The organism is Nocardia arthritidis NBRC 100137, assembly GCF_001612765.1.
Classification (GTDB): Bacteria; Actinomycetota; Actinomycetes; order Mycobacteriales; family Mycobacteriaceae; genus Nocardia; species Nocardia arthritidis.
The window spans coordinates 24,443-49,687 of the sequence record NZ_BDBB01000040.1; the positions used below are offsets into that span (position 1 = coordinate 24,443).

Genomic DNA, 25,245 nt, shown 5'->3' on the forward strand with positions numbered 1-25,245 from the left:
GGCTTCCGGTTCGAGCCCGGAAGCGCCAGTTCGATCGATTCCGAACAGTACCCCTGCTCGATCAGGGGTGGCAACCCCTAAACGTTAGGGGGACGCTTGTATCTCAGTTCGCGAACCGTGAAAAATGTTGGCGCACAAGTAAATACGATGGTCGATCCGACAGAGGAAGATAGTCCGTACACGTACTATTGGCGCAGTGCCAGCGACCGGAGACCGAGTTGATCAAGCGACCGAAACAACGCCGGGCGCCGGTGTGACCGTGGTCTAATCAGCGAATGGAGTCACTCACCTCGGCGCTGGCGCCACATGTCTTCTCGGAGACGCCGGGCCACTTGATCAGGCTGCTCTACCAGCGCCACAATTCCATCTGGCACGCCACGGTAGGAGACTCGATCACGCCGACCCAGTTCGCGATTCTCAATGTCGTCTACAGCGACGGGCCCTCGACCCAGCACGAGATATCCCTCCGCGTCCGGACCGACACCTCGACAATGGCGCAGGCCGCCGCCGCCCTGGAACGCAAGAATCTGATCAAGCGATCCGTGAACCCCGCCGACAAGCGGGAACGGCGGATCGCCCTCACCCGCACCGGACGCCGTGAATACGCGCAGCTGCTCCCGAAAGCCGATGAGGTGCAGCGCGTCCTCTTCGAAGCGCTCGAACCGGACGACCATCCCAGCGCCCTCGCCCTGCTGCGGAATCTCGCGGGCATCCAGTCGGCCTCGGCGAGCCGGGCCGATCAGCTCGAGTCACCCGTCCAGTAGCTCGACCGACGGCCAAGGGTTCGCATTTCGATCGCGCTGCGCGCAACCCGTGAGCACCCGGCCGTGGTGCGCGATCGTGAGCTGATGACGACCACCGAGGCGAAATCCACTACCGACTCCGATCTGGATGCGATCTTCGGCCCGATATTCGACCGGATCGCCCAGGGCGCCGTAGCGCGAGAAATCGATCGCACCCTGCCCTACGACGAGGTCGGCGCGCTGCGTGCGGCGAAATTCGGCGCGTTGCGCGTTCCGGTCGAGTTCGGCGGATACGGCGTCACCGTCCGGCAGCTGTTCCGGTTGCTCATCGAACTCGCCGCCGCCGAATCGAACCTGCCGCAGGCGCTGCGGGTGCACTTCTCGTTCGTCGAGGACCAACTGCTGGCCGACCAGGGGCCCGAGCGGGAACGTTGGTTGCGTGCGGTGGCCGAGGGCACGCTGGTGGGCAACGCGATCACCGAACCGGGCGTCGGCGCGGTGGACCGCTACCGCACCACACTCACCGAAGACGGCGGACGGTGGCTGCTCAACGGTGTGAAGTACTACAGCACGGGATCGCTGTACGCGGATTACATCCTGGCCGCCGCCGACCGCGACGGTGAGCGCGTCGGCGTTCTGGTGGACGCGCACGCCGAGGGAGTGCGTCAGCACGACGACTGGGACGGCTTCGGCCAGCGGCTGACGGCCAGCGGCACCACCGAATTCACTGACGTGGTGGTGACCGAGGATCGAATTCTCGGTCCCGGCTACGGCGCGCCCGGCCCGACCTACGCGACCTCCTATCTGCAACTGGTCCAGCTCTCGGTGCTCGCGGGCATCGCCAAGCGCGCCGAGCGCGACATCCGGGAGTGGGTCGCGGCGCGCACCCGCGGCTACACGCACTCCACCGCCGACCTGCCCAGGCACGACCCGCTGGTGCAGCAGGTGATCGGGCGCCTCTCGGCGGCCGCGTTCGCCGCCGAAGCCAGTGTGCTCGCCGTCGCCGACGTGCTGGAGGAGGTGCTGGCGGGCGGCGCGAAGGACGAGAGCGCCCTGGTGGCGGCCGAACTCGCCGCGGCCCGGGCTCAGCTGGCCGTCATCGACCTGGTGCTGCCCGCCACGTCGCTGCTGTTCGAAGTCGGCGGCGCTTCGGTGGTCGCCGAACGGCTGCGGTTGGATCGGCACTGGCGCAACGCCCGCACCGTCTCGGTGCACAACCCCGCGATCCAGAAGGCGCGGGCCATCGGCGATCATCTGCTCAACGGCGCCGACCTGCCGTTCGCGTGGAGCGCGGGGGAGCGCACCGGGGGAGCGGCGCAGTGACCCGCCGCATCGCATCGGCGGCGCCAGAACTCCCGGCCCGGCGACGCGATCAGAGAGCGGCGAGAAATATCCCGGCTACCGCCTCCAGCCCCGCCCGATCGATGTCATCGAAACGGCCCGGCCGTGGACTGTCGAGATCGAATACCCCGATCAGATCACCGTCCCGGACCAGTGGCACCACTATTTCCGAACGCGTGTCGGCATCACAGGCGATATGGCCGTCGAACGCGTGCACATCCGGCACGAGTTGGGTGGTCCTGGATTCGGCCGCGGTGCCGCACACGCCTTTTCCGAGCACGATGCGCACACACGCGGGCTTGCCCTGAAACGGGCCGACCACCAATTCCCGCCCGTCGTAGAAATAGAAACCCACCCAATTCACATCGGGTAGCGCGTGGAATACCAGCGCGGAGAGATTGGCGGCGTTCGCGATGCGGTCGGTCTCGCCCGCGACCAGCGCCTCGGCCTGCGCGGCGAGCTGTCGGTACTGCTCGGGGCGGTCTCCGGTCAGATCGGCGGCGACGAACGACATGGCCCGAATGGTACGCGCTCGGAATTCGCTGTCTGCCCATTCATTCTCGGTGATCGCAACACTCTGCGCGCACCTGGCGGGCATCGCATCATCCCTGCATGACATCGCAGCAATCCGTTTCCCGTTCCACTCGTTCGGCCGCGGTTATCGGCGCCGGACAGACCGGCGTCACTGCGGCGCTAGGACTTCTCGACGCCGGTTTCGACGTCACCATCTACAGCGAGCGCGATCAGCGCTCCTTGCGTGACGATGTGCCCGCCACCGGCACCGCGCTCGAATTCGGTGAGACCCAGCAGGCCGAGGCCGCGCTGGGATTGGACAGCTACACTGCCCGGGCGCCCCGGCACACCGGCCTGAGTGTGCGCATCGCCGGATCCGGCCCCGATCGTCCCGAATTGATCCAATTCGACGGTCATTTCGACGGATACGTCGGCGTGGCGGTGGACACCAGGCTCAAGTCCGACGAGCGGCTCACCGCGTTCCTGGAGCGCGGCGGCCGGTTCGTGGTCGAGCAGGTGACACCGGAGACGCTCGACGGCATCGCCGCCGCCAACGACCTCACGTTGGTCGCGACCGGACGTGGCGGACTGTCGGATCTGTTCCCCGTCGACGCGCGGCGCACCCCCTACGACGCGCCGCAGCGCTCGCTGCTCACCGTCACCGTGACCGGAATCGGGCACGACGAGAACGTTTTCGCCCATCGCAGCGTCGCGGGCGGCGCGCACAGCGGCTTCTCCATCCTCGCGGACCAGGGTGAAGGGTGGTGGGGTCCCTATCTGCACAAGGACGCTGGGCCGAGCTGGGCTTTCCTCGGCTGGGCGCGTCCCGGCAGCGACTGGGAGAAGCGTTTCGCCGCGGCGGACTCCGCCGAGTCGGCGCACCGCATCGTGCAAGACCTCTACCGCGACTACATCGATTGGGATCTGCCGGAGGTGCTGGCCACCCAGACCATCCCCGAGGACCCGCACTCGTGGCTGAAAGGTGCGGTGCGCCCGGTGGTGCGGTCGGGTGTGGGGCGCACCGCGGGCGGACACGTGGTCGCCGCGCTCGGTGACACCGCCATCGCCTACGACCCGATCGCCGGGCAGGGCGCGCAGAGCGGCCTGATCCAGGCTCAGCGGCTGGTCGCGGCGGCCGCCGTGCACGAAGGGCCGTTCGACGAGGCGTGGATCGCGCGGCAGTACGCGGCGTTCCTGGCCGCGCGCGCGGACGCGGCGAACAAGGTGACCAGGCTGTTCCTGAGTGATCCTGAGCTGGGCGAGATCGGCAACGCGTTCTTCGCGGCGGCGGCCGTGGACCCGGCGTTCGCCTCGGCGCTGGTCGGCCTGCTGCATCGCCCGCAGCCGTTCCTGCCGGTCGACTCGCCGGAAGCGGTCAACGAGTTCATTACGCGGGTCACCGGCGAGGACGCCGCCGCGCTGCTGGGCCGGTTCGCGCCCGCGGGCACGTTCAGCAGGTCGAGCTACTCGGCCGCGCTCGCCGACGCCTGATCCGAATCGCACAGATTCAAAACCTCGTCCCGACCGGGGGCAGGTGCTGGAGTGAGAGGAGCGCCGGACGCATGCGTGGCGTCCGGCCTCCGATCCGACGGCTTCCCCCCCCGAAAAACCATGGAGCAGCTATGACCACGGAGCAGATCGCCGAGCAGATCCGGTTCGCCTACTGGGTGCCCAACGTCAGCGGGGGACTGGTCACCAGCGATATCGAACAGCGCACCGGCTGGGATTTCGAGTACAACAAGAAGCTCGCGCGGACCGCGGAGAACAACGGCTTCGACTACGCGCTGTCCCAGGTGCGCTACACCGCCTCCTACGGCGCCGAATACCAGCACGAATCGACCTCGTTCAGTCTCGCGCTGCTCGGTGCGACGGAACGACTGAAGGTCATCGCGGCCGTGCATCCCGGGCTGTGGCACCCGGCGGTGCTGGCCAAGTTCGGCGCCACCGCCGATCACCTGTCCAACGGACGGTTCGCCATCAACGTCGTCTCCGGCTGGTTCGCCGGAGAATTCACCGCGCTCGGCGAGCCGTGGCTCGAGCACGACGAGCGCTACCGGCGCAGCGCGGAATTCCTCGAGGTGACCCGCAAGATCTGGACCGAGGACAACGTCAACTACGGTGGCGACTTCTATCGCATCCGGGACTTCACCTTGAAGCCCAAGCCGTTGAACACGCCCGAGCGCCCGAATCCCGAACTGTTCCAGGGCGGTAATTCGACCGCTGCCCGGCGCAACGGCGGCCGCTACGCCGACTGGTACTTCTCCAACGGCAAGGACTTCGACGGCGTGACCGAACAGCTCGACGACCTGCGCGCCGTCGCCCGCGCCCACGACCGCGAGGTGAAATTCGGACTCAACGGCTTCATCATCGCCCGCGATACCGAAAAGGAGGCCCGCGATACCCTGCGCGAGATCGTCGCGAAGGCGAACAAGCCCGCGGTGGAGGGTTTCCGGGACGCGGTGCAGCAGGCGGGCGCGTCCACCAAGGACCGCAAGGGCATGTGGGCCGACTCGACGTTCGAAGACCTGGTGCAGTACAACGATGGTTTCCGCACCCAGCTGATCGGTACGCCGGAGCAGGTGGCCGAGCGGATCGTCGCCTACAAGCAGCTCGGCGTCGACCTGATCCTCGGCGGCTTCCTGCACTTCCAGGAGGAGATCGAGTACTTCGGCGCGAAGGTGCTTCCGCTGGTGCGCGAGCTGGAAGCCGCTCAGCGGCCTGTCGCGGCGGTGAACTGATGACCGCGGTCGCCGCCGATCGCATCCTGTCGGCGGCACAGGCGTTCGCTGTCGCGCAGCGGCTGGCGGCGGACTTCGCGCCGGGGGCGGCGGAACGCGACCGGGATCGCCTGCTGCCGTACGCGGAGGTCGATCGGCTGGCGGCCAGCGGTTTGCTCGCGATCGCCGTGCCTGCGGCCTACGGCGGCGCGGATCTGCCGCCGAGCGTGGTCGCGGAAGTGACGCGGATCCTCGCCACGGCAGATCCGAATATCGCGCAGATCCCGCACAGTCACTTCGTGTATGTGAACCTGCTCCGGCTCGCGGGCACGCCGCAGCAGCAGGAGCGATACTTCGGCCGGGTGCTCGACGGTGGGCGCATCGCCAACGCGCAGACCGAGCGCGGCGGCGCGACCGTCGCCGACATCGCGACCACGTTGCGGCCGGTCGATGACCGATTCCGGGTGGACGGCGTGAAGTACTACTGCACCGGATCGCTGTTCGCCGACCTGTTCGCGGTGCTGACCCGGCTGGACGATCCCGAGAGACGCAGCGGCCTCGAGCCCGGGGAGTACGTCGCCTACCTGCCCGCGAACACACCCGGAGTGCGCGTGGTGGACGACTGGAACGGGCTCGGGCAGCGCACCACCGGCAGCGGAACGGTGTCCTTCGAGGAGGTCTTCGTCGACCGCGACCAGGTGATCCCCCGTTCCGGCGCGGTACGCGCACCCACCGGCTACGGCGCGTTCGCGCAGCTGCTGCACGCCGCCATCGACACCGGCATCGCGCGGGGCGCGCTCAGCGCCGCCACGGAGTTCGTGCGCACGAGAAGCCGCCCGTGGTTCGAGGCAGGGGTGGCGAACGCGGTGGACGACCCGTTGTTGATCCAGCGCTTCGGTGAGCTGTCGGTCGCGGTCACCGCCGCCGAGGCGACGCTCTCGTCGGCCGGATGGGCCGTGGACGCGGCCACCAGGACCGATCCGGGCGTCGACGGCGTCGACGGCGTCGCCCAGGCGTCCCTGGCCGTGGCGACCGCCAAAGTGCTCGCCGACCGCGCGGCCAACGACGTGTCCGCCGCGCTGTTCGAAGTCGGCGGAACGCGCAGCGCCGCAGCGGATCTGAACTTGCACCATTTCTGGCGCAACGCGCGCACGCACACCCTGCACGATCCGGTGCGTTGGAAGTACCAGCACATCGGCAGGGCTCTGCTGCACGACGCCGCGCCGCCGCTACACGGTGTGATCTGAAAGGAGACGAAATGACAGTCACTGTCGTCGTCGGCAATCCGAAACCCGCCTCCCGCACGCTCACCGCGGCCACCTCGGTCGCCAGGGGACTGCGTCCGGAGGCCGAACCCACCGTGATCGACCTTGTCGAGTTCGGTCCCGCCCTGCTCAGCTGGGGTGACCCGGCCGTGGCCGAGGCGGTGCGCACCGTGGCGGGCTCGGAACTCGTCGTCTTCGCCAGCCCCACCTTCAAGGCGACCTACACCGGTCTGCTCAAGCTGTTCCTCGAACAGTTCGAGGGCGGAACCGGCCTGGAAGGCGTGCTAGCGGTCCCGGTGATGCTCGGAGCCGGGCCGGCCCACGCCCTGGCGCCCGACCTGTTGCTCAAGCCCGTGCTCGTCGAAATCGGGGCCACCGCCGCACTGCCCGGGATCTACCTGTCCGATCGCACATTCGCTGAGGACGGCGTCATCGACCGGTACAGTGGTCGGTGGCGTTCGGTCGCCCAGGCACTGGCCCACAGCTCGAAGGCTGCGAATCATGCATGACCTGTTCGAATTCCCCGCCGACGGAGCCGGTCTGCGGCGCGCGTTCGCGAATTTCCCCAGCGGTGTCGTCGCGGTGTGCGCCGAAATCGACGGAACCCCGCATGGTCTGGCCGTGAGCACGTTCGTTCCGGTCTCGCTGGACCCGCCCCTGGTCTCGTTCTGCGTGCAGAACTCCTCGGCCACCTGGCCCAAGCTCGCCGCCGCGAGCCACCTCGGCCTCAGCCTGCTCGGCACCGACCAGCAGGCCGCCGCCCGCACGCTGGGCACCCGCGACGGCGACCGCTTCCGCGACATCCAACTGCACCGCGGTTCGGGCGACGCCGTGTTCATCGACGGCGCGTCCGCTTGGATCGAGGGCGTCCAGGAGGCGCACGTCCCAGCGGGCGACCACGCGGTCGTCATCCTGCGTATCCACCGCATCGCCACCCGCACCGACGTGGACCCTCTCGTCTTCCACGGCAGCAAGTTCCGCCGCTTGCACGCCGAAACGGCCAACGGGGCAGCCTGACTCGCGGGTGCGAACCGCCCCGGCGACCGGTTCCGGGCGCGTAGGGTGATGCTGTAGCGCTGTCGGCGGTTCCCGAGGTGGCCCGTGAAGATCCCCGATCATCCGCGAGCACTGAGCGAGCGCCGGATTCGGCGCGAACGGGCCGCGGCCGCGATCGAGATGCCGCACGTTCGCGCGCTCAATCAGCTGGTCGATCGCATCGAAGCGGATACTCGTTTCGAAAATCTGCCCTACATTGATCCGCTGTTCGGCGGTGTCGCGGCGGAGCTGTTGTTCGTGCTGAAAGCCCCCGAGGGCGACGCTGATCCCGACCTGCGCGACAGAAGGTTTCTCAGCTGGGACAACGATGACGTGGGTGCGGAGAACTTCTTCCGCACATGTGCCGCGACCGGTCTGGACCGGGCGCGGTGTACCGCCTGGAACGCCTGCCCGTTTCCGAGCACGGGTGGCGCCCCCTCGCGTTTCGAACTCGGCAGGGCCGAGCCGTACACGCGCCGAATGCTCGAACTGCTTCCGCGGCTGCGCGTGGTCGTGCTGCTCGGCCGGCCGGCACAGCGTGCCTGGCGGAAAATGTCGTTGACCGGCGCGAATATCCACTTGGTGCACGGAGCCTCGCCTTGTCCGCCCGGCATCAACCATCCGGACAATCGTCGCAGCTTCGAAGCGGCGATCCGCACGGCCGTCCGGTTGCTCGACTGAGGGGCTTTGCTCCGGTAGTCGCCGCTGTGGGAGACTCGTGCGTCTCCCTCGGAAAGGTCCTGGTCGTGACGCTCGGCATGGTTCTCGGTGATTCCTCGCGCACTTCGGCGTGGGTGTAGCCAATCCGGGTGATTGCTGTGCGGTAGCCGCACAGTTCTGTTCGCGACCCTGCGGCGAAGTGCTCGTCGTGCCCATGCACGTTCGATCACGAGGAGTTCGCGGTGTCCACCGTTTCCTGGACCGAAGACGACATCAATACGACCGCCCGCTGGCATTCGGCGAATGGCGCGCCGCCACCTCACCCGGTCATGGTGGTGAACGACCGCACGACCGCCGCCGCGGCTTGTCGACTGGCGCGAGCGGGAACCGGCCTGCTGTGGCGCGGTGATTTCCACAATGCGCGGCAACTGCTGCGTGCGATGGGCCGGCGGGTGGACCGGAAGGTTCCGCCGGGCGATGATTCGGCCGAAGCGTTCCGGCGGTATCGCGCGTCGCGTCGTCGGCGCGCGGAAGTGCTCGGCAAGTTGCTCGTGCTGCTGGAAGACGACTATTCCCTGGCGCTGCGGCGCGCACCCGACGTGCGACGCGCGTGCACCGAGGCGTACGGCCTGCCGCAGGGGCGCACGGTGGTCGCGCTCACCGAACTGCTCGGGGCGCTCGGTGCGGCGCAATGGCGAGAGAAGGGCGTGTACGTTCCCGCCCTCGGCGACCATATCCATCCGCACTACGGCGTGTTCTCCCCGGTACGGGGCGAGTACGTCGACCTCGTCGCCACCGCGCCCCTACCCGAACGCGCCGATACCGCCTTCGATCTCGGCACGGGAACCGGCGTGCTCGCCGCGATCCTGGCTCGACGCGGATGCCTCCGAATCATCGCCACTGACAACAGCTTCCGCGCGCTCACCTGCGCTCGTGCCAATCTCGACCGGCTGGGCCTGTCCTCCGTCGCCGTACAAGGCCCTGCTCTCTTCCCGGACGGCAAAGCCGACCTCGTGGTGTGCAACCCACCTTGGCTCCCCGGCACACCCACCTCGGCCCTGGAAAGCGGTGTCTACGACGAGAACTCGTCCATGCTGCAGGCCTTCCTCTCCGGCCTCCCCGCCCACCTGCACCCAGGCGGCGAAGGTTGGCTGATCCTCTCCGACCTCCCCGAACACCTCGGCCTGCGCACCCGCGACGAACTACCCGCCCGCATCACCGCCGCCGGCCTCCGAATAGCGGCTCAACTGGACATCCGCCCCACCCACCCCCGAGCCAACAACCCGGATTCCCCGCTCGCCACCGCCCGCGCCGCCGAAACAACGTCCCTCTACCGCCTGGTACCGCGTTGAGTGGCACATAACGGAGGGGTCTCTCGCGGATTCGCCCCAGCCATGTGCGACTCGAACTCGAGGACGGGTATGGGCCGCGTTGTCTGCTTGGGAAGCAGAGAATCCAGCAATCTCTCAGAGCGCAGGGTACAGATCGCGTCAGAATGGTTCGAACGTACCGGTCTGTCGCAAGCCGACGGAGCCCGGACGCGCGCTGCATCTGGGATTGCCGGACTTACTTCTCCAGCTTCTCCAGCATCCAACTGCCGACGGCGTACATGTCGTCGGCGGGGATGGCGCGCGTGTAGTGCAGGGGCGGGGTTATCCAGCGGAACCGTCGCCATCCGCTAGCCGGACGGATGACCCAGCCACCGTATTCGCGGTGAGGATTCCACTGGTTTTCGCCGGTATAGCCGGGCTCGCGGGAGACACGCCGAAACCAGTAGTACACGTGGCAGCGCAACAAGAACCAGCGCCTCGACCATGTGGCAGGGCCGCTACTGATAACGAGCAGCTTCATCGGAGTGAACTTAGCACTGGATGAAGGTGGGCGCGGTCTCCTTGCGGCCCTCGTCCGTCCCGGTGTCCCAGGTGGCCCGTATGACGATCTTGCCCTGCCACACGCCGGGCACGCAGTCCAACGCCATCGTGGCGACGTGGACGCTGGGATTGGGGATCTGCGTGACAATGCCCGGCTCCCCCTTCGGCTTCGGGTTGCTGGTGCCCGACCGATGCCACAGCTGCAACGTCAGGTGGAACCCGAGCGGGGCGGGATCGCATTTCACTGTTCCGCCGACGACGACGGCCTTGTGCAGCACGTACGGGCTCTTGTTGAACTCGAATGTGCAAATACCGCCAGCTGCTTGCGCGACCGGCGTGGTGGTGAGCGTCTGCCCGCCGAGCAATGCGGCGTTGACTGCGACAACCGTGAAGGCTGCCCGAATCGCGTTGTATCTCATGGATATCCTCCATTACCTACTACTCCCGCACCCCACGGGAGAGATCAGAACCCCCTGCGGCGGATACTCAGTACTCCCGCGTGGTGTCAGGCTTCATCCGGCCCGCGCTTATCAGGATTTGCCGTGCCGCCGCCTTACGTCGGCACTCGTCTGCGCGGCACCCGCGATGCCGTTGCATTGTCATGTGCGCCTCGTGGATACCGAGATCCCGCGCCGGCGCATCATTCGGAAAGCCCGTAGCCCACAACGTGTTGTCCATTCGCTGCTCAGCGACGCGCGCCTTGGCGGCCTCGCGGTCGGCGGGTGCCTGCCACCACATCGAGGCGGCGACTACCGGCACCATGACCACGAGCGCGGCGCCGAGACCGATTGCGAAGGTGACCCACCCGTTCACTCGGCATCTCCCTCGTGCAGCTCCGATGCGCCGAACGCCGGACCGACGCTGAACTCTTCTCCCGGCGTGCCGTCCTCATCGACCAACACCCATGTCCGCGGCTTGTCCACAGCCATCCAGAGCGGACCCTCGGTGCGTGCGATAGCGAGCTTCGCCGCGTCGTCGGCCTCGAATGCGGCGCGCACGGCTTCCAGTGCGGGCGAATACTCGTACTCAATCGCTCGTCCCTCCGGAAACTGGACGTGACAGGGGATGATCTGGACGGGCGTAACGACACTGCACACCGCGGTGATCGCGTCGATCACCGGCTCCGCCATGTGGCGCTGGTCCGCGATCACCACTGCCGCGGCACGGTGGCGGTGGATCCGGGCAAGTAACCACGTGGCGGGTTCGGGCTCGACCTCGTCACCGGGCGTGAGTATTTCGATGAGCGTGTGGCCCACTCGCTCAGCAAGTTCGCGGATCGTCGTTGCGTCTCGCAGGGGGTCCGTTGCCAAATCCTTTCGCAGGAACCCGATCGACTTTGCGGTCATACCGTCCTCACTGCTGGGTGCGTTGGTGTGCACCCGACGCCGGGGCTCTCGCCATCGGCTGGCAGCTCAGTGCTGCCGATGGGCTGGCATCACCCGGCGCCGGATGCATAGATCAAGGACACGTCAAGTGGGCGCCCCGCCGTAAGGCGTGCATGCTGGGCGGGTGTGTGCACACGGGGTGTGCACGGGATCGAATTCATGGCGTGCCAAGCGTTTCGCGTGCCACACTCCGGAAATGGGACGGCAGCCCAAGCAGCCCAACACACAACTCGCCGAGCTGCTCGAGGAGACGGGCCTACCGAACAAGGCGCTCGCCCGCAGAGTCGTCGAGCGCGGCCGCGCTGTCGGCGTCGAGTTGCGCTACGACCACACCTCGGTCGGGCGCTGGCTGGCAGGCGAACAACCCAACTCACCAGGGCCCGAGTTGATCGCGGAGTGTCTCACTGAGGTCGCGGGCCGCCGGGTTGCCGCTGCCGACTGCGGGATGGCCGGCGGAGGAGAGGGTGCCGATCTCGGACTGGAGTTCGCGTTGAGTCTCGCCGAGGCGACCGCCTCGGCAACAGCGCTGTGGAGGAGCGATGTGGAGCGCAGGCGGTTCCTAGTCGGCGCATCGTACGCAGTCGCGGTCTACCCGGCCGCGTCGATGCGGTGGCTGACCTTGCCCGGACCCGAGCACCCGGTCTCCGCCGGAACTCGTCGCATAGGACAGGGCGACGTTGATGCCGTGCGGACCATGACGACTGCGTTTCGAGACCTCGACAACCGTGTCGGTGGGGGCAAGGTGCGCTCGACGATCGTCCACTACCTACACAGTTCCGTCGCACCACTGCTGCGCGGCAGCTACAACGAGCGCATCGGGCGGCAGCTGTTCGCCACCACTGCCGAGCTCACGAAGCTGGCGGGCTGGGCCGCCTACGATCTCGAGGAACATGGACTCGCGCAGCGCTACCTCATACAGGCGTTGAGGATGTCGCGCGCCGCGGGCGACGCCGGACTCGGCGCGGAGATCCTTGCAGCGATGAGTCACCAGGCGACGTACGTCGGCCGCCCGGGCGATGCCGTCGACCTCGCCCGCGCCGCGCAGATCGCAGCTCGAAACGCCGGCTTGGCCGCACTCGAATCCGAGTGCCTGATGGTCGAGGCGCACGGCCACGCCGCGCGATTAGACGAATCGTCTTGCGCGACATCTTTGAACGCAGCTGAACGCGCGTTCGGCCGCGGCGATTCCGGTCGGCCGGAGTGGCTGAACTACTTCGACGGCGCCTACCTGTCGGCCAAGACCGCCCACTGCTTCCGGGACCTGGGAGACCTTGCCCGGGCGGCTCGCTACGCCGAGCAATCCCTCGACATGTCCGACGGCTATCTGCGGGGTCGAGCGTTCAACCTGTGCCTGCTCGCATCTGCCGTCGCGGATGTCGACCCGCATGAGGCGGTGCGCATCGGCGGCGAGGCGCTCGAACTGGCGGGCGGACTCGAGTCGCGACGCAGCTATTCCTACCTTCGCGAAGTCCGATTCCGACTCGCTCCGTACGACGAACTCGATGACGTTGCGGAGTTCCGGCGGCGGGTGCTCGCCGCGACTAGAGCGACAGAGTGAGAGCGCGATACAGCGCGACGACTGTTGCTGCGCCGACGATCTCCCCGCGGTCGATCATCGCGATCGCCTCGGGTAAGGGGATCCAGTCGATCCGTTCGGCCTCGTTGGTGTCCGGCGGGTTGTCGGTCAGATCGGCGCCGTGCGCAAGGTAAATCTGCTGCGGTTGGTCGAGCGTGCCGATCGCTGGCTGGTAGGTGACGAGGTGTTCCATGGTGCGGGGACGCCAGCCGGTCTCTTCCTCGACTTCGCGAGCTGCGGCGAGCGCTACGTCCTCGGCACCGTCGACGTAGCCTCCGGGTAGTTCCCACACCCATCGGTCGATGATGAACCGATGCCGGTACATCAGCAGGGCTTCGCGCTTCTCGTTCAAGACCAGTGTCATTGCGCATCTTGGCATCCGGGCGACGTACTGCGTGAACCTCGCGCCGTCAGGCAATTCGACGTCAACGGTAGTGAGTCGGATGTGTCGGTTCTCGTCGACGAGGTGCTCGCCATGGATAGTCCACTGGGTTCGGCTCACATGTCGAAGGTAGCAACCGAAGGCCACAGGGCGATCGCGAGCAACCTTCCGTATGCTCTGACCTGGGGTGATTCGACCGATTCCGGTGTGCCGCTACCGAATGCCCATCGGGTGCAGTGCCCCACTCGACCGCTGGTCTCAAAAGCAAAACCCGCCCTGGTCAGGGCGGGTTTTGTGGTGGAGCCGATGACGGGAATCGAACCCGCGCTGTCTGCTTGGGAAGCAGAAGTTCTACCATTGAACTACATCGGCAAGGTACCCGAGACTTTAGCAGACGCCGAGCGGGTGCGGTAAAGGCCCTGGTAGACGGCCCTGACCTGCGGGGATGCCCTCTCGTGACGAGTCGGTGGTGAGGGAGAGCTGATCTTGCGTTGAGCCGCGTTCGGCGGCGTTCAGGCGCGTTTCCTCACAAAATTCCTCCCAAAATCCTCACAAAACCAGCTCTCGAGATCCCTGGTCTCGAGCCGTGCGCTATCGACCGGTAGCCATCCCGTTGCGGAAATCCCTCGCCGGAAATCGGCGTGTTGCGCGGTCAGGCGCGTCGCAGAGGCGTGAAAAGCTTGCTCTGTCAGAGCCGCTGAGTGCGGTCGAACGCTCCGGCTGCGACACCATCCGAGGGCGGGTCGATCCGCGCGTACTCCGAGACGACCGACGACCTCGGGCGCGCGAAAGGGATCGCGGAGGCCGGGATCACGCGCCTGCTCGAAGAGATGGCCGAGCCGCGATGACGCGAGCCGCGCAATCGACGGCCTCGAGTCCATCATCCGGCGTGTCTATTCCCGGTGTCCGGTGTCCGGACGTTCGGTCTGGAAACGGGCTGATGACGAGCTGTTCGGACCTCGGTACGGCCGTCGAGTATCTACTCCGGACTATTCCGCTCGATGACCGGAGGAAGTCGCGGTCCTGTCCGTCTCTCTGCTCGAAAGGTGGTCCCCGGACGTGCCCGGGGCGGTGGGCGCCAGATGTCGATAGACAGTCAGGCAGAGGATGAGCCAGAGCGCGCCGAAGCACCAGCCGCCGACGACGTCCGTCGTCCAGTGGACGCCGAGATAGATGCGGGACAGGCCGACCGCGGCGACGAACAGGGCGGCGACGATCGCCGTGCCCGCTCGGAGGGCGGGTCCGTGGATGCCGGGTAGCGCGACCACCAGAACGATGCCGACCACGACGAACGAGCCCAGGCTGTGCCCGGAGGGATAGGCCTGGTTGGACACGTTGATCAAGTGTTCCTCGACGGGCGGGCGGTCGCGGTCGGTCAGCCGTTTGCCGCCGCGCACCAGCAACCCACCGCCGAGCCCGGTGGTCGCGACGAGCGCCGCCGACGTCCACCGCCGCCGCCAGGACAGCACCAGGCAGGCCGCGGTGGCCAGGGCCGTCATGGCGAGCGTGCCGCCCAGCACGCTGACGACCACCGCGACCGGGGTGAGCGCGTCGCTGCGGTGCGTGATCGCCCAGTCGGCGATGCCGCGATCGACCTTGCCGGGGCCGCCGCCCCCGACCACGCCTGCCGTGAGAACCGCGGCGCACACCACTAGCAACACGGTGAGTACCACGATGACGTTCCGGATGCGGGAGGAGGTCACCACTCCACGTTGCCATGCCGGACGCTGCGAGGTAACCCGGTCCGCTTCCCGCCACGGATGACACCGGCGACGTCGGCGAATACCAAGGGTGCAGGCCGAAGATCCCACCTTCGGTGTTCGACCGGCGTTGCCGTCCGCGACGGCTGCACTGAGCGGATCGTCGGCCGGGGGCGAGTTGGTCGTCGAGAAACTGATGCCATGCGATCGCCCCGCGATCCGCGCCAGCGCCAAGTGCTTCCTGCGCCGGGGCGACAGTGTCGGCTACGGCGGATGTATCCGGGCCCCGACCATCGTCACGTTGTGGCCTGGGCCCTCTCGAGGGAGGCGATGACAGGGCTCGGCCATCCTGTGTCGGCCGCCACTGCCAGTCGACACTCCGAGCGCAGGTCGGCGGGTCAAGCGCCGCAGTGCCGACGCGGACTGACCTCAGAACTTGCTGTAGCCGCCGTCGATCAAGAGAGTGTCGCCGGTGTGGTAGCCGCTGGCGGGGCTGGCGAGGTAGACGGCGACGGATTCGAAATCGCTCGGCAGGCCCCAGCGGCGAACCGGGATTCTCGGGTGGACGCGTTCGCGGAAACGGTCCCAGGCGAAGGCCCCGTCGGTCATCGGCGTCTCGACCCAGCCGGGCAGCACCGAGTTCGCGCGGATGCCGTGCTTGGCCAGCTCCACCGCGATCGAGTTCACCATGGCGATCAGCCCGGCCTTGCTGGCCGCGTAGGACTGCCCGCGCGGAACACCCTGCTGGGCGGCGAGGCTCGCGGTGGCGACCAGGCTGCCGCCCTCGCCCTGGGCGAGCATGACCTTCGCCGCTTCACGCAGCGTCACGAACGCCGCGTCGAGGTTGAGGGAGGTGACCCGGCGGAATTCCGCGAGATCGGTCTCCACGAACGGGATGAAACCCTGACTGACACCGGCGTTCACGAAGCAGGAGTCGATGCGGCCGAGTTCGGCGACCGCGCGCCCGAAGGTGTCGATCACCTGCTGCTCCTCACCCACGTCGCAGCTCAGCGCCAGCACGCGGCCGCCGAAGGCGCTCAATTCGGCGGCGGCGGCCTCGTTGCGCTCGGCGTTGCGGCCGACCACGCAGACGTCGGCTCCGGCCCGCGCGAGGCCCCGGGCGAAGCCGAGACCGATGCCGGAGTTGCCTCCGGTGACGACGGCGACGTGGCCGGTCAGGTCGAACAGCGAGCCCTCGGTCATGGTTCATCCCTTCGATCGCGGGCGGCGCCGCCCGAGTGAATGCGAGGATATCGTTCTCTCCATATCACTGTGCGGCTGAGGAGCCCCGGCGAGCAGGCGCTACGCTCGTCGCGTGCTGCTTTCCGATCGTGACATCCGCGCGGAGATCGCCGCTGGGCGTCTCGGGGTCGAGCCACTGCTGGAGAACCTGATCCAGCCATCGAGCATCGACGTGCGCCTGGACCGGATGTTCCGGGTGTTCAACAACACCCGCTATACCCACATCGATCCCGCGAAGCAGCAGGACGAGCTCACCAGTCTGGTCGAGCCGGCCGACGGTGAACCGTTCGTGTTGCACCCCGGCGAGTTCGTGCTCGGCTCCACCCTCGAGGTGTGCACGCTGCCGGACGATCTGGCCGGACGGTTGGAGGGCAAGTCCAGCCTGGGCCGATTGGGCTTGCTCACCCACTCGACCGCGGGCTTCATCGATCCCGGGTTCAGCGGGCACATCACGCTGGAGCTGTCCAACGTGGCCAATCTGCCGATCACGCTGTGGCCCGGGATGAAGATCGGCCAGTTGTGCCTGCTCAGGCTGACCAGCCCGGCGGAGCATCCGTACGGCAGCGCCGTGGCGGGTTCGAAGTATCAGGGCCAGCGCGGACCGACTCCGTCGCGGTCCTATCTCAACTTCCCGATTCCGGCCGCCGCGATCGACGCCGCCGAAACACGCTGACCGCCGGGTCCGCTTCGTCGACTGTGGGGGAGAAGCGGACCCGGCGGACGGCAGCGGGGATCTGACCGCGGAGGTGATCAGTCCCCGCCGCCCGCTCCCACCGCGAGCGCCGTAGTGAGGATGACGGACAGCGGTGGAAGCGCGTCACCGCGGCTCGGCGGGCTGACCCAGAAGCACCCTTCCCGGGTCCAGCGACCGAGACCGGTCGGCAACATCACGGCACTGCCGATGGCGGGCAGGCCGATATCCAGCCGATTGAGCACCTCTAGCACCTGCGGTCCCGGTCGGCTGTCGGGCTCGGCGAGGAAGCTCCATCGGATCTGCCTGGCCAACATGGGACCCCTCGTTCCCTGCTGTTCCAGTGCGACGCGCACCTTTTCGGCACGCGCGGTCGGCAGGTGGACTACGCAGACGCGTCCGGTGATCGGCAGCATGGCGAAACCGCCACGCTCGGTGACCGGCAATCCGAACTCGTGCCGATAGAACGCCACCCAATCGTCCACGGTCCTGAGTTTCTCGACATTCACGGCGAACTCCTTGCCTTCCGACTCAATGTTCGCGGCCCGCAGTGTGATTGGGTATCGCCCGTCAGCCCGCTTACCGCTGCCCTTCCGCTGCCTTTGATGCCGGTCACATTTCAGCTGTGGCCGCGCTCACAATCCGCTCGTACTCTGGAAGGGGTTCGTTCGGAAGGGATGGCACCGTGGTCAGGCATTGGTCAGGCAAAGAGGCCCGCGCCCTTCGCGATGCCAAGCGGATGAGCATCAGGGAATTCGCCGCCCATCTGGGTGTGCACGAACGCTTGGTGTCGAAGTGGGAAGCCGGGGGCGTCCGGGTTCATCCACGACCGATCAACCAAGCCGCTCTGGATACCTCACTGGCCAGGTCCGACGATGTAGTGCGAGCCCGGTTCGCGGCCTTGATCGATCAGCCCTCGGGCGATCGACCCGTCCCGCCGGGATTCGATGCGCGCGCCGGCGCCTCGGCGCGCGTTGATTATTCGAGTGACGCGGACCTTTTGGCTCTCATAGACGCCGGTGCGATGAGAGGTGTTGCGTTAGCGGCGATTTCGGAGAGGGATCTGATCATGGCGGCTGCCCACGAGGCCAGCGAGCACGCCGGCAAGGCCGAGAGCACCAATGTCGGTGCGAGCACGTTGGAACAGCTCGACGCGGATGTGGTGCGCATCGCGAACGACTACGTGCGTATTCCGCCGGTGCCGATGATGGTGGACATGGTGCGGGTGCGGCGCCGGGTGTACCGATTGCTGGAAGGCCATCAGCGGCCCGCCGATACCGGTCATCTGTATCTCTTGGCGGGCACGCTCTCTGGCCTGCTCGCCAACGCGAGCACCGACCTGGGCTATTACGACGCGGCCGGGGAGCAAGTCCGTGCCGCCTGGGCCTACGCGGAGCTGTGCGGGCACAACGGCCTTCGCGCCTGGACCCGCGGCATGCACGCGCTGATCGAGTATTGGTCGCAGCGCCCCCGCCGGGCGGTTCAGCTCGCCCAGAGCGGGCAGGAGTTCGCCGAGTCGGCGACCGCGCAGGTGCGCCTGCTCAACATCGAGGCGCGCATCTGGTCGGCGCTGGGCAGCGCCGCGGACACCGATCGCTGCGTCCGGGCGGCCGACGATGCCCGCGAAATCGCCGCCACCGACACCTTGCACGACGAAGTGGGCGGCGTCTTCGGCTTCAACGACGCCAAGGCCAATTACTACGCCGGCGCTACCTATATCCACCTCGGTCAGGCGGAGCGCGCGCTCGGCGCCACGCAGCGGGCCATCGAGCTGTATTCGAACGGCCCGTCCGAACAGCGCTCCTACGGCGCCGAAGCCCTGGCCAGAGTCGACTGCGCGGCCGCCCACCTGATCAACGGCAGCCTGGATGGCGCGGCCGAGGCGCTGCAACCGGTGCTCGGGCTCGACGAGGACAAGCGCATCGCGCAGCTCGAGGAGCGCCTGACCGATATGCGCAGGTGGATGGCGGCCCCGGCGTTCCGCGACTCGGTCGAGGCGCGCCGGTTGGACGAGCGGATCGAGGAATTCTGCGGCTCCACCGCGGCGAAGGGCATCCCGCCGGGTGGCCCGGCCCAGTGAGTGACGTGTCACACCTCGCTGTGCCCGGGACGCCGTCGCGGGCGCGGAGCCCGGGGATCAGCTCGGAGTGACGGTTTATCCAGTTGCGACGGATGGCACCATGGGACGCGTGAGTCCTCATCATCCGCACCGCCCCCCGCGTGTTCTGGAGCAGTCCACGAAGCTGCAGAACGTCGTCTACGAGATCCGTGGACCGGTACACGCGCACGCGGCACGGCTGGAGGCCGAGGGTCACCGCATCCTCAAGCTCAATATCGGCAACCCCGCCCCGTTCGGGTTCGAGGCGCCGGACGTGATCATGCGCGACATCATCGCGGCGCTCCCGTACGCCCAGGGTTACTCCGAGTCCAAGGGCATCCTGTCGGCGCGGCGCGCGATCGTGACCCGCTACGAGCTCGTGCCCGGCTTTCCCGAACTCGACGTGGACGGCGTCTACCTCGGCAACGGCGTCTCCGAGCTGATCACCATCACCATGCAGGCCCTGCTGGACAACGGCGACGAGGTGCTGATCCCGGCCCCGGACTACCCGCTGTGGACCGCCATGACCAGCCTGGCCGGCGGCACTCCCGTGCACTACCTGTGTGACGAGGCCAACGGCTGGCAGCCCGATATCGCGGACATCGAATCGAAGATCACCGACCGCACCAAGGCGCTGCTGGTGATCAACCCGAACAACCCCACCGGCGCGGTGTACTCCGCCGAAGTGCTCCAGCAACTCGCCGACCTCGCCCGCAAGCATCAGCTGTTGCTGCTCGCCGACGAGATCTACGACAAGATCCTCTACGACGACGCCAAGCACATCTCGCTGGCCACCATGGCGCCCGACCTGCTGTGCCTGACCTTCAACGGGCTGTCCAAGGCCTACCGGGTCGCGGGCTACCGCTCGGGCTGGCTGGCGATCACCGGCCCGAAGGAGCACGCGGCCGGTTTCCTGGAGGGCATCGACCTGCTCGCCTCGTCGCGGTTGTGCCCGAACGTGCCGGCGCAGCACGCGATTCAGGTCGCGCTCGGCGGTCATCAGAGCATCGAGGATCTGATCCTGCCCGGCGGCAGGTTGCTCGAACAGCGCGACGTCGCCTGGGAGCGGTTGAACATGATCCCCGGAGTGTCGTGCGTGAAGCCGAAGGGCGCGCTCTACGCGTTCCCGAAGCTGGATCCGAACGTCTACGAGATCTACGACGACTCCAAGCTGATCCTGGATCTGCTACTGCAGGAGAAGATCCTGATGGTGCAGGGCACCGGCTTCAATTGGCCGAACCACGACCATCTGCGGATCGTCACGCTGCCATGGGCCCGGGATCTCGCGGTCGCGATCGAACGCTTCGGCAACTTCCTCGCCAGCTATCGCCAGTAGTGAGAAGTTGGCGGCGAACCATATAATCGCCCCGCTTCCGGCCGGTAAACAAACTCGGTGTACGGATACATGTCGGATTTGGCGACTAGCTAGCGCAAAAGAAGTACTTTTGTGTACAGTGGTCCTCGGCACTTTGAGTGCCTGGTCGGATTGCCTACCCCCCCTGGGCACATCCGGCCTCGGGTTAGGCGCCTACCCCCCTGGGCCGCCTGCCCTGCGGGCGGCGGAGACATCCCCCTGCTCTCCGCCGCCCCCTCTAAAATCCCCTTTCTTTTCGATCGGATCGCTCTGCCCGTGTATCCCCTGTGTTCGGTGACGCCGCGACGGTCTTGAAAATGAAATCCTTTAGGCTCGCTCCGGGCAGAACCACATCTGACAGGTAGGAGCGCGGTGAGCGACCACCATCATCACCACGATCATTCGGGGCCGATCGCGATCGGCGCGACCGCGGCGCGCGTGGTCGTCGGGTTACTCACCGTGATCGGAGTCGTCGTCGTCATCGCCGCGATCGTGCTGTGGCCGAGCAAGCAGCACATCGACATCCCGCTGCCGATGCAGAACGCGGGCGGCGGCGCGGTGCAGACCGAGGCGGGCACCGTGGTGCTGCAAGATGTCGGTCCGTGCGGCAGCCCGTCGCTGGGCAAGGTGTTCGTCGAGAAGCCCGAACCACCGCGCAGCACCGCCTATACCTGCCAGCGCAGCCTGATCTCGATCGAGTCCGGGCCGCACAAGGGCAACCGCACGTTGCTGGAGATCGCCCCGGGCCCAGGACAACCCGACCTGCACGCAGGCGACGAACTGCGATTGGTCCGCCAGACCGATCCGAGCGGCACGCCGATGTACTCGTTCGAGGACTACTCACGCGGGATGCCGCTCACGCTGATCTTCGTGATTTTCGTGGTGGTGATCATCGCGGTGGCGCGGTGGCGCGGCGTCCGTGCGCTGTTGGGCCTGGTGTTCGCGTTCGCGGTGCTGGTGCTGTTCCTGCTGCCCGCCTTGCTGGACGGCAAACCCGCGATCCCGGTCGCGTTGGTCGCGGGCTCCCTGATCCTCTACGCGGTGCTGTATCTGGCCCACGGGGTGAACCTGCGCACCAGTTCGGCGCTGCTCGGCACGCTGACCTCGATGCTGCTCGCCGCCGCCCTGTCCTGGCTCACCATCGAGATGACCCATCTGACCGGGCTTTCCGAGGAACAGAACACGAACGTCGCGACCTACATCGAGCACGTCAGCATCACCGGCCTGCTGCTGGCCGGGTTCATCATCGGTTCGCTCGGTGTGCTCAACGACGTCACGATCACCCAGGCGTCGGCCGCGTTCGAGCTGGCCGCCCTCGATGAATCGGCCTCCCGGCGCGAGGTCTTCGCAGCCGCCATGCGCGTGGGGCGCGACCACATCGCCAGCACCGTCTACACGCTGGTACTGGCCTACGCCGGTGGGGCGCTGCCGCTGCTGCTGTTGTTCAGCGTGGCGGGACGGTCGATCCGCGACGTGCTGACCGGTGACGCGGTGGCCATCGAGATCGCGCGCTCGGCGGTCGGCGGTATCGCGCTGGCGCTGTCGGTGCCCTTGACCACGGGCATCGCGGTGCTGCTGGCCCGGCCGTTCAAGACCAAAGAGCCCACACCGCCCCCGCGTCCGCACCGAGCCCGGCACGCCAGGGCCTGACTTCGCCCGGCCGCCGCGCGGATTCCGTCGGGTCAGCGCCTGGACTTCGGCTGCGATCCGCGTCGGGCGGGCACGTCAGCGTCTGAACTCACCCCGCCGCACGTCGAAGCTCGACATCCACCTCGCCCCGAGTCGCGGTCACCCTCAGCGTGGCGGTGGCGGGGGGAAGGGGAAGACCTCCGGCGGGATCGTGGGGACCACGATCGGCGGAAGGCCGGGCACCACGATGGTGTTCGGGCCGGGCGTGGGCGGCGCCTCGCTGGTGGTCTGCCGCCGGTTCGGCGGCGGCGCGGCGACCGACTCGTGGGCGGGCGACTCCGTGGTACCCGGCGCGACCGCGATCTGCGGATCCAAGCTGGTCGTGCGCGGTGCGGTGGTCGGCGACAACGACGGCGAGCCCTCGCTGGTATGCGAATCCCGTTCCAGCACCTGCGGTCCGTAGCCGAGGCCGAGCCCGATCGCGGCGACCACGGCCAGCGCGCTGACCGTCAGCACGGCCCCGCTGATCTCGCGTCTGCCGCGCTGGGCGGGGGCCGCCAACCATGCGGGCGACAGCTCGTCGTCCAGCGCGGCGCTCGCGGCGGGAGTCTCCTTGCGCACCGGTCTGGCCAGCAGCGCGGCGCCGCGGGCCATCACGGTCTCCGGGCTGTCCGGCACGATGACGGGCACGCCCATCCAGCGTTCGAGCACCTTGGCCACCAACGGGATCCGGGCGCAACCGCCGATGGCCAGCACACCGTGCACGGGGCGGTCCGAGCGCACGATCACGTCGCGTGCCATCCGCGCCGAGGACTCGATCGCCAGCATGATCAACGATTCGAAGTTCTCCTGCGCGAGCAGGACCAAGCCCTGTTCGCTCGGCAGCGCCACCGCGGTGTTGGTGGTCAGCTGCTCCTTCGCCTCCCGGCACAGCGCGTCCAGGGCGGCCAGGCCGGCGGCGTTCGGCGGATGCGCGATCCGTCCAGAGGCGATCTGCTGCTCACGAATCAACGAGTCGAGATAGTCACCGCTGATGTCGCTGGTGCGCTCGCTGTGGCGCACCTCGCGGGACTGGGTGTCGACCACGCTCACGGTCAGGCCCGAGCTGCCCAGGTCGTAGACGACCAGCGAGGAGATGCCCCGGATATCACCGGTGGCCTGCGCGAACTCGAGTGCCGCCGCGATCTCCGGCACGAGTTCGTAATTGGTCAGCTGCTGGCGCGCCATGGCCGCGCGAATGGCGCGGGCGTGCTGCTCACTGCGGTAGGCGATCGCGGTGGCGCCGATCCCCGGCGTGGCTTCCAGGGTGACGCCGATGGCTTCGGCAGCCAGCTCTTCCACGCTCTGGTCGACGACCGGAATGGTCTGCAGATCGAAGGAATGCGGGGAGACATGCCCGTGGGGGTTGTCGGCATGTGGTCGCGCCATACGGACAGCGCCGGCCCCCACCGAAACTCCCAGTACCGAACTCATCAGCTGCCCATCTCGTTTCACACCGCACGACATGCGAGCCTGCGCCGTCCGTCTGCGGAGGCCCGCTGGACGGACCCTACCGCCGGCGATCAGCTGTGCTTAAGGCGGACTGGTCGTCTGTCTGGCAGTAGCCCGCCTCGCTCCGCAACTCTACGGTGTGCCGAGTCCCGCGTACACCCATCCGGCTGCTCTCCAGGTGGCACGATTGAGACAGTTCCGGCCGTCGATGATCGAGCGGGCCCGCACCACCTCCGCCAAATCCTGCGGGCGCAGGGCGGTGAATTCGTCCCACTCGGTGAGCACGAGCACCACGTCGGCGCGTTCGCACGCCTCGGCCACCGAGGTCGCGTAGTTCAGGGTGGGGAACACCCGGCGTGAATTCTCCAGCGCCTTGGGATCGTAGACGGTCACCACCGCCCCGTGCAGCTGGATCATGCCGGCCACATTCAGCGCGGGGGAGTCGCGGACGTCGTCGGACTCCGGTTTGAACGCCGCGCCGAGCACCGCGACGTTGGCCCCGAGCAACGAGCCGCCGCAGGCGCGGGCGGCCATGTCGACCACCTTGGTGCGGCGGCGCATATTGATGTTGTCCACCTCGCGCAGGAAGGCGACGGCGTGATCGGCGCCGAGCTCACCGGAGCGGGCCATGAACGCGCGGATGTCCTTCGGCAGACACCCGCCGCCGAAACCGAGGCCCGCGTTGAGGAATCGACGGCCGATGCGCTCGTCGTAACCGAGCGCGTCGGCCAGCATCGTCACGTCGGCGCCGGTCGCTTCGCACACCTCCGATACCGCGTTGATGAACGAAATCTTGGTCGCCAGGAAGGCGTTCGCCGAGACCTTCACCAATTCCGCTGTGGCCAGGTCGGTCAACAGGAAGGGCACCTCGGCGGTGATCAGGTCGGCGTATATCTCGCGTATCAGGTCCTCCACCCATCCGGCGGCGGCGCGTTCCCGGTCGACGCCGAGAACCAGACGGTCCGGCCGCAAGGTGTCCTTGACCGCGAAGCCTTCCCGCAGGAACTCGGGATTCCACGCGACCTCGACGTCGGCGGAACTCACTGCGCGGGCGCGTGATCCGAGCGCGGCCGCCGTGCCGACCGGGACCGTGGACTTGCCGATGATCACCGAGGGACGTTCCAGCAGCGGGGCGAGCGTGTCCACCACCGCGTGCACGTACTTCAGGTCGGCGGCGTACTCGCCCTTCTTCTGCGGGGTGCCCACGCCCAGGAAATGCACCTCGGCGTGCGCGGCCGCCTCGGCGTAGGAGGTGGTGAACCGCAGGCGGCCCGCGTCGAGGTTGCGGCGCAGCACACCCTCCAGGCCCGGTTCGTAGAACGGAACCACTCCGTCGGACAGCTTCGCGACCTTGCCCGGGTCCACGTCCACTCCGATGACGTCGTGCCCGAGTTCGGCCATGCACGCCGCGTGCGTGGCCCCGAGATACCCGGTTCCGAAGACTGTGCATCGCATGATCGATTGGTAAGCCCCGCCGGTGGCCACGCCACGTCGGCGAGGCAAGGGTCGGGGCAACAGCAGATGTACATGCGGCGACGGTGCCTGACCGGGT

The 25,245-nt window shown here is 67.6% G+C and carries 25 protein-coding genes and 1 tRNA gene; 14 read left to right on the top strand and 12 right to left on the bottom strand.

The genetic code is table 11. The features are described 5' to 3' along the window. Positions 1–275 precede the first annotated feature (275 nt). A complete protein-coding gene (locus NA8_RS24830) occupies positions 276–764 on the top strand; it encodes a MarR family winged helix-turn-helix transcriptional regulator (RefSeq protein ID WP_063052771.1) in 489 nt (162 codons plus the stop codon). A gap of 84 nt (positions 765–848) precedes the next feature. Further along, entirely contained in the window at positions 849–2,066 is a 1,218-nt protein-coding gene (locus tag NA8_RS24835; protein WP_063052806.1) for an acyl-CoA dehydrogenase family protein, read from the top strand. 49 nt (positions 2,067–2,115) lie between these two features. Here the strand turns inward: NA8_RS24835 and msrC are convergent, their stop codons facing one another. Then, positions 2,116–2,598: a free L-methionine (R)-S-oxide reductase MsrC gene (msrC, locus tag NA8_RS24840; protein WP_063052772.1), complete on the bottom strand. Its 483-nt coding sequence runs from the start codon at positions 2,596–2,598 to the stop codon at positions 2,116–2,118. Positions 2,599–2,696: 98 nt separating this feature from the next. On the opposite strand from msrC, the gene NA8_RS24845 reads away from it, so the two are divergent. The 7 genes from NA8_RS24845 (at position 2,697) to NA8_RS24875 (ending at position 9,626) form a co-directional block, all read left to right on the top strand. Further along, positions 2,697–4,088 carry a styrene monooxygenase/indole monooxygenase family protein gene (locus tag NA8_RS24845; RefSeq protein WP_063052773.1) on the top strand — a complete coding sequence of 464 codons (1,392 nt, stop codon included), beginning with the start codon at positions 2,697–2,699 and terminating at the stop codon, positions 4,086–4,088. 131 nt (positions 4,089–4,219) lie between these two features. Beyond that, on the top strand, positions 4,220–5,335 hold the full coding sequence (gene sfnG / locus NA8_RS24850; protein ID WP_063052774.1) for a dimethylsulfone monooxygenase SfnG: 1,116 nt from the start codon (positions 4,220–4,222) through the stop codon (positions 5,333–5,335). Continuing rightward, on the top strand, positions 5,335–6,561 hold the full coding sequence (locus tag NA8_RS24855) for an SfnB family sulfur acquisition oxidoreductase (protein WP_063052775.1): 1,227 nt from the start codon (positions 5,335–5,337) through the stop codon (positions 6,559–6,561). The genes sfnG and NA8_RS24855 overlap by 1 nt, the downstream gene beginning before the upstream one ends. 11 nt (positions 6,562–6,572) lie before the next feature. Beyond that, entirely contained in the window at positions 6,573–7,088 is a 516-nt protein-coding gene (locus NA8_RS24860; RefSeq protein WP_063052776.1) for an NADPH-dependent FMN reductase, read from the top strand. Further along, complete coding sequence (locus NA8_RS24865) at positions 7,081–7,596, top strand: flavin reductase family protein (protein WP_063052777.1); 516 nt, start codon at positions 7,081–7,083, stop codon at positions 7,594–7,596. The genes NA8_RS24860 and NA8_RS24865 overlap by 8 nt, the downstream gene beginning before the upstream one ends. 84 nt (positions 7,597–7,680) lie before the next feature. Continuing rightward, positions 7,681–8,295, top strand: coding sequence for a uracil-DNA glycosylase family protein (locus NA8_RS24870; protein WP_063052778.1), 615 nt, complete (start codon positions 7,681–7,683; stop codon positions 8,293–8,295). A 221-nt stretch (positions 8,296–8,516) separates the two neighbouring features. Continuing rightward, the gene (locus NA8_RS24875) at positions 8,517–9,626 is read left to right on the top strand and encodes a methyltransferase (protein ID WP_063052779.1); all 1,110 of its coding nucleotides are present in this window, start codon (positions 8,517–8,519) and stop codon (positions 9,624–9,626) included. A gap of 214 nt (positions 9,627–9,840) precedes the next feature. Here NA8_RS24875 and NA8_RS24880 read toward each other — a convergent pair whose 3' ends face one another. The 4 genes from NA8_RS24880 to NA8_RS24895 form a co-directional block, all read right to left on the bottom strand. Beyond that, a complete protein-coding gene (locus NA8_RS24880) occupies positions 9,841–10,125 on the bottom strand; it encodes a hypothetical protein (protein WP_157106901.1) in 285 nt (94 codons plus the stop codon). 10 nt (positions 10,126–10,135) lie between these two features. Beyond that, positions 10,136–10,564: a hypothetical protein gene (locus tag NA8_RS24885; protein WP_063052781.1), complete on the bottom strand. Its 429-nt coding sequence runs from the start codon at positions 10,562–10,564 to the stop codon at positions 10,136–10,138. Between the two features lie 67 nt (positions 10,565–10,631). Further along, positions 10,632–10,958, bottom strand: a complete 327-nt coding sequence (locus NA8_RS24890; RefSeq protein WP_063052782.1) for a hypothetical protein — start codon at positions 10,956–10,958, stop codon at positions 10,632–10,634. Continuing rightward, entirely contained in the window at positions 10,955–11,491 is a 537-nt protein-coding gene (locus tag NA8_RS24895; protein WP_157106902.1) for a hypothetical protein, read from the bottom strand. The genes NA8_RS24890 and NA8_RS24895 overlap by 4 nt, the downstream gene beginning before the upstream one ends. 235 nt (positions 11,492–11,726) lie before the next feature. Here NA8_RS24895 and NA8_RS24900 point away from each other — a divergent pair, with 235 nt between their 5' ends. Further along, positions 11,727–13,088, top strand: coding sequence for an NsdA family TPR-like regulatory protein (locus NA8_RS24900; RefSeq protein ID WP_063052784.1), 1,362 nt, complete (start codon positions 11,727–11,729; stop codon positions 13,086–13,088). On the opposite strand, the gene NA8_RS24905 is transcribed toward NA8_RS24900, so the two are convergent. From NA8_RS24905 to NA8_RS24920, 4 genes are all read right to left on the bottom strand, one after another. Then, the gene (locus tag NA8_RS24905; protein ID WP_063052785.1) at positions 13,072–13,608 is read right to left on the bottom strand and encodes an NUDIX hydrolase; all 537 of its coding nucleotides are present in this window, start codon (positions 13,606–13,608) and stop codon (positions 13,072–13,074) included. The two genes, NA8_RS24900 and NA8_RS24905, sit on opposite strands and share 17 nt — an antisense overlap. A 178-nt stretch (positions 13,609–13,786) precedes the next feature. Further along, positions 13,787–13,860 (bottom strand) — tRNA-Gly (locus NA8_RS24910). A 617-nt stretch (positions 13,861–14,477) separates the two neighbouring features. Next, positions 14,478–15,191: a phosphatase PAP2 family protein gene (locus NA8_RS24915; RefSeq protein ID WP_157106903.1), complete on the bottom strand. Its 714-nt coding sequence runs from the start codon at positions 15,189–15,191 to the stop codon at positions 14,478–14,480. A 426-nt stretch (positions 15,192–15,617) separates the two neighbouring features. Continuing rightward, complete coding sequence (locus tag NA8_RS24920; protein ID WP_063052787.1) at positions 15,618–16,391, bottom strand: SDR family NAD(P)-dependent oxidoreductase; 774 nt, start codon at positions 16,389–16,391, stop codon at positions 15,618–15,620. 112 nt (positions 16,392–16,503) lie between these two features. On the opposite strand from NA8_RS24920, the gene dcd reads away from it, so the two are divergent. Beyond that, positions 16,504–17,103 carry a dCTP deaminase gene (gene dcd / locus NA8_RS24925; RefSeq protein ID WP_063052788.1) on the top strand — a complete coding sequence of 200 codons (600 nt, stop codon included), beginning with the start codon at positions 16,504–16,506 and terminating at the stop codon, positions 17,101–17,103. 77 nt (positions 17,104–17,180) lie between these two features. Here dcd and NA8_RS24930 read toward each other — a convergent pair whose 3' ends face one another. Further along, complete coding sequence (locus NA8_RS24930; protein WP_063052789.1) at positions 17,181–17,630, bottom strand: hypothetical protein; 450 nt, start codon at positions 17,628–17,630, stop codon at positions 17,181–17,183. A 176-nt stretch (positions 17,631–17,806) separates the two neighbouring features. Between NA8_RS24930 and NA8_RS24935 the strand changes: the two genes are divergently transcribed. The 3 genes from NA8_RS24935 to NA8_RS24945 all read left to right on the top strand — a co-directional run bounded on the left by NA8_RS24935 (position 17,807) and on the right by NA8_RS24945 (position 22,223). Continuing rightward, on the top strand, positions 17,807–19,201 hold the full coding sequence (locus NA8_RS24935; RefSeq protein ID WP_063052790.1) for an NsdA family TPR-like regulatory protein: 1,395 nt from the start codon (positions 17,807–17,809) through the stop codon (positions 19,199–19,201). Positions 19,202–19,301: 100 nt separating this feature from the next. Further along, positions 19,302–20,555: a pyridoxal phosphate-dependent aminotransferase gene (locus NA8_RS24940; protein WP_063052791.1), complete on the top strand. Its 1,254-nt coding sequence runs from the start codon at positions 19,302–19,304 to the stop codon at positions 20,553–20,555. A 390-nt stretch (positions 20,556–20,945) separates the two neighbouring features. Further along, positions 20,946–22,223 carry a YibE/F family protein gene (locus tag NA8_RS24945; protein ID WP_063052792.1) on the top strand — a complete coding sequence of 426 codons (1,278 nt, stop codon included), beginning with the start codon at positions 20,946–20,948 and terminating at the stop codon, positions 22,221–22,223. 144 nt (positions 22,224–22,367) lie between these two features. Here NA8_RS24945 and NA8_RS24950 read toward each other — a convergent pair whose 3' ends face one another. Together NA8_RS24950 and NA8_RS24955 are read right to left on the bottom strand one after the other, a co-directional pair. Beyond that, positions 22,368–23,675 carry a DUF7159 family protein gene (locus NA8_RS24950; protein WP_245663994.1) on the bottom strand — a complete coding sequence of 436 codons (1,308 nt, stop codon included), beginning with the start codon at positions 23,673–23,675 and terminating at the stop codon, positions 22,368–22,370. Between the two features lie 150 nt (positions 23,676–23,825). Further along, positions 23,826–25,148: a UDP-glucose dehydrogenase family protein gene (locus NA8_RS24955; RefSeq protein WP_063052794.1), complete on the bottom strand. Its 1,323-nt coding sequence runs from the start codon at positions 25,146–25,148 to the stop codon at positions 23,826–23,828. Positions 25,149–25,245: the final 97 nt, after the last annotated feature.

Bases quoted from the DNA above. Each gene is read 5' to 3' on its own strand.
- NA8_RS24865 (WP_063052777.1), top strand. From the start codon at position 7,081: ATGCATGACCTGTTCGAATTCCCCGCCGACGGAGCCGGTCTGCGGCGC.
- NA8_RS24855 (WP_063052775.1), top strand. From the start codon at position 5,335: ATGACCGCGGTCGCCGCCGATCGCATCCTGTCGGCGGCACAGGCGTTC.
- NA8_RS24940 (WP_063052791.1), top strand. From the start codon at position 19,302: ATGGGACGCGTGAGTCCTCATCATCCGCACCGCCCCCCGCGTGTTCTG.
- NA8_RS24835 (WP_063052806.1), top strand. From the start codon at position 849: ATGACGACCACCGAGGCGAAATCCACTACCGACTCCGATCTGGATGCG.
- NA8_RS24895 (WP_157106902.1), bottom strand. From the start codon at position 11,491: ATGACCGCAAAGTCGATCGGGTTCCTGCGAAAGGATTTGGCAACGGAC.
- sfnG (WP_063052774.1), top strand. From the start codon at position 4,220: ATGACCACGGAGCAGATCGCCGAGCAGATCCGGTTCGCCTACTGGGTG.
- NA8_RS24860 (WP_063052776.1), top strand. From the start codon at position 6,573: ATGACAGTCACTGTCGTCGTCGGCAATCCGAAACCCGCCTCCCGCACG.
- NA8_RS24955 (WP_063052794.1), bottom strand. From the start codon at position 25,148: ATGCGATGCACAGTCTTCGGAACCGGGTATCTCGGGGCCACGCACGCG.
- msrC (WP_063052772.1), bottom strand. From the start codon at position 2,598: ATGTCGTTCGTCGCCGCCGATCTGACCGGAGACCGCCCCGAGCAGTAC.
- NA8_RS24880 (WP_157106901.1), bottom strand. From the start codon at position 10,125: ATGAAGCTGCTCGTTATCAGTAGCGGCCCTGCCACATGGTCGAGGCGC.
- NA8_RS24900 (WP_063052784.1), top strand. From the start codon at position 11,727: ATGGGACGGCAGCCCAAGCAGCCCAACACACAACTCGCCGAGCTGCTC.
- NA8_RS24950 (WP_245663994.1), bottom strand. From the start codon at position 23,675: ATGAGTTCGGTACTGGGAGTTTCGGTGGGGGCCGGCGCTGTCCGTATG.
- NA8_RS24885 (WP_063052781.1), bottom strand. From the start codon at position 10,564: ATGAGATACAACGCGATTCGGGCAGCCTTCACGGTTGTCGCAGTCAAC.
- NA8_RS24830 (WP_063052771.1), top strand. From the start codon at position 276: ATGGAGTCACTCACCTCGGCGCTGGCGCCACATGTCTTCTCGGAGACG.
- NA8_RS24920 (WP_063052787.1), bottom strand. From the start codon at position 16,391: ATGACCGAGGGCTCGCTGTTCGACCTGACCGGCCACGTCGCCGTCGTC.
- NA8_RS24845 (WP_063052773.1), top strand. From the start codon at position 2,697: ATGACATCGCAGCAATCCGTTTCCCGTTCCACTCGTTCGGCCGCGGTT.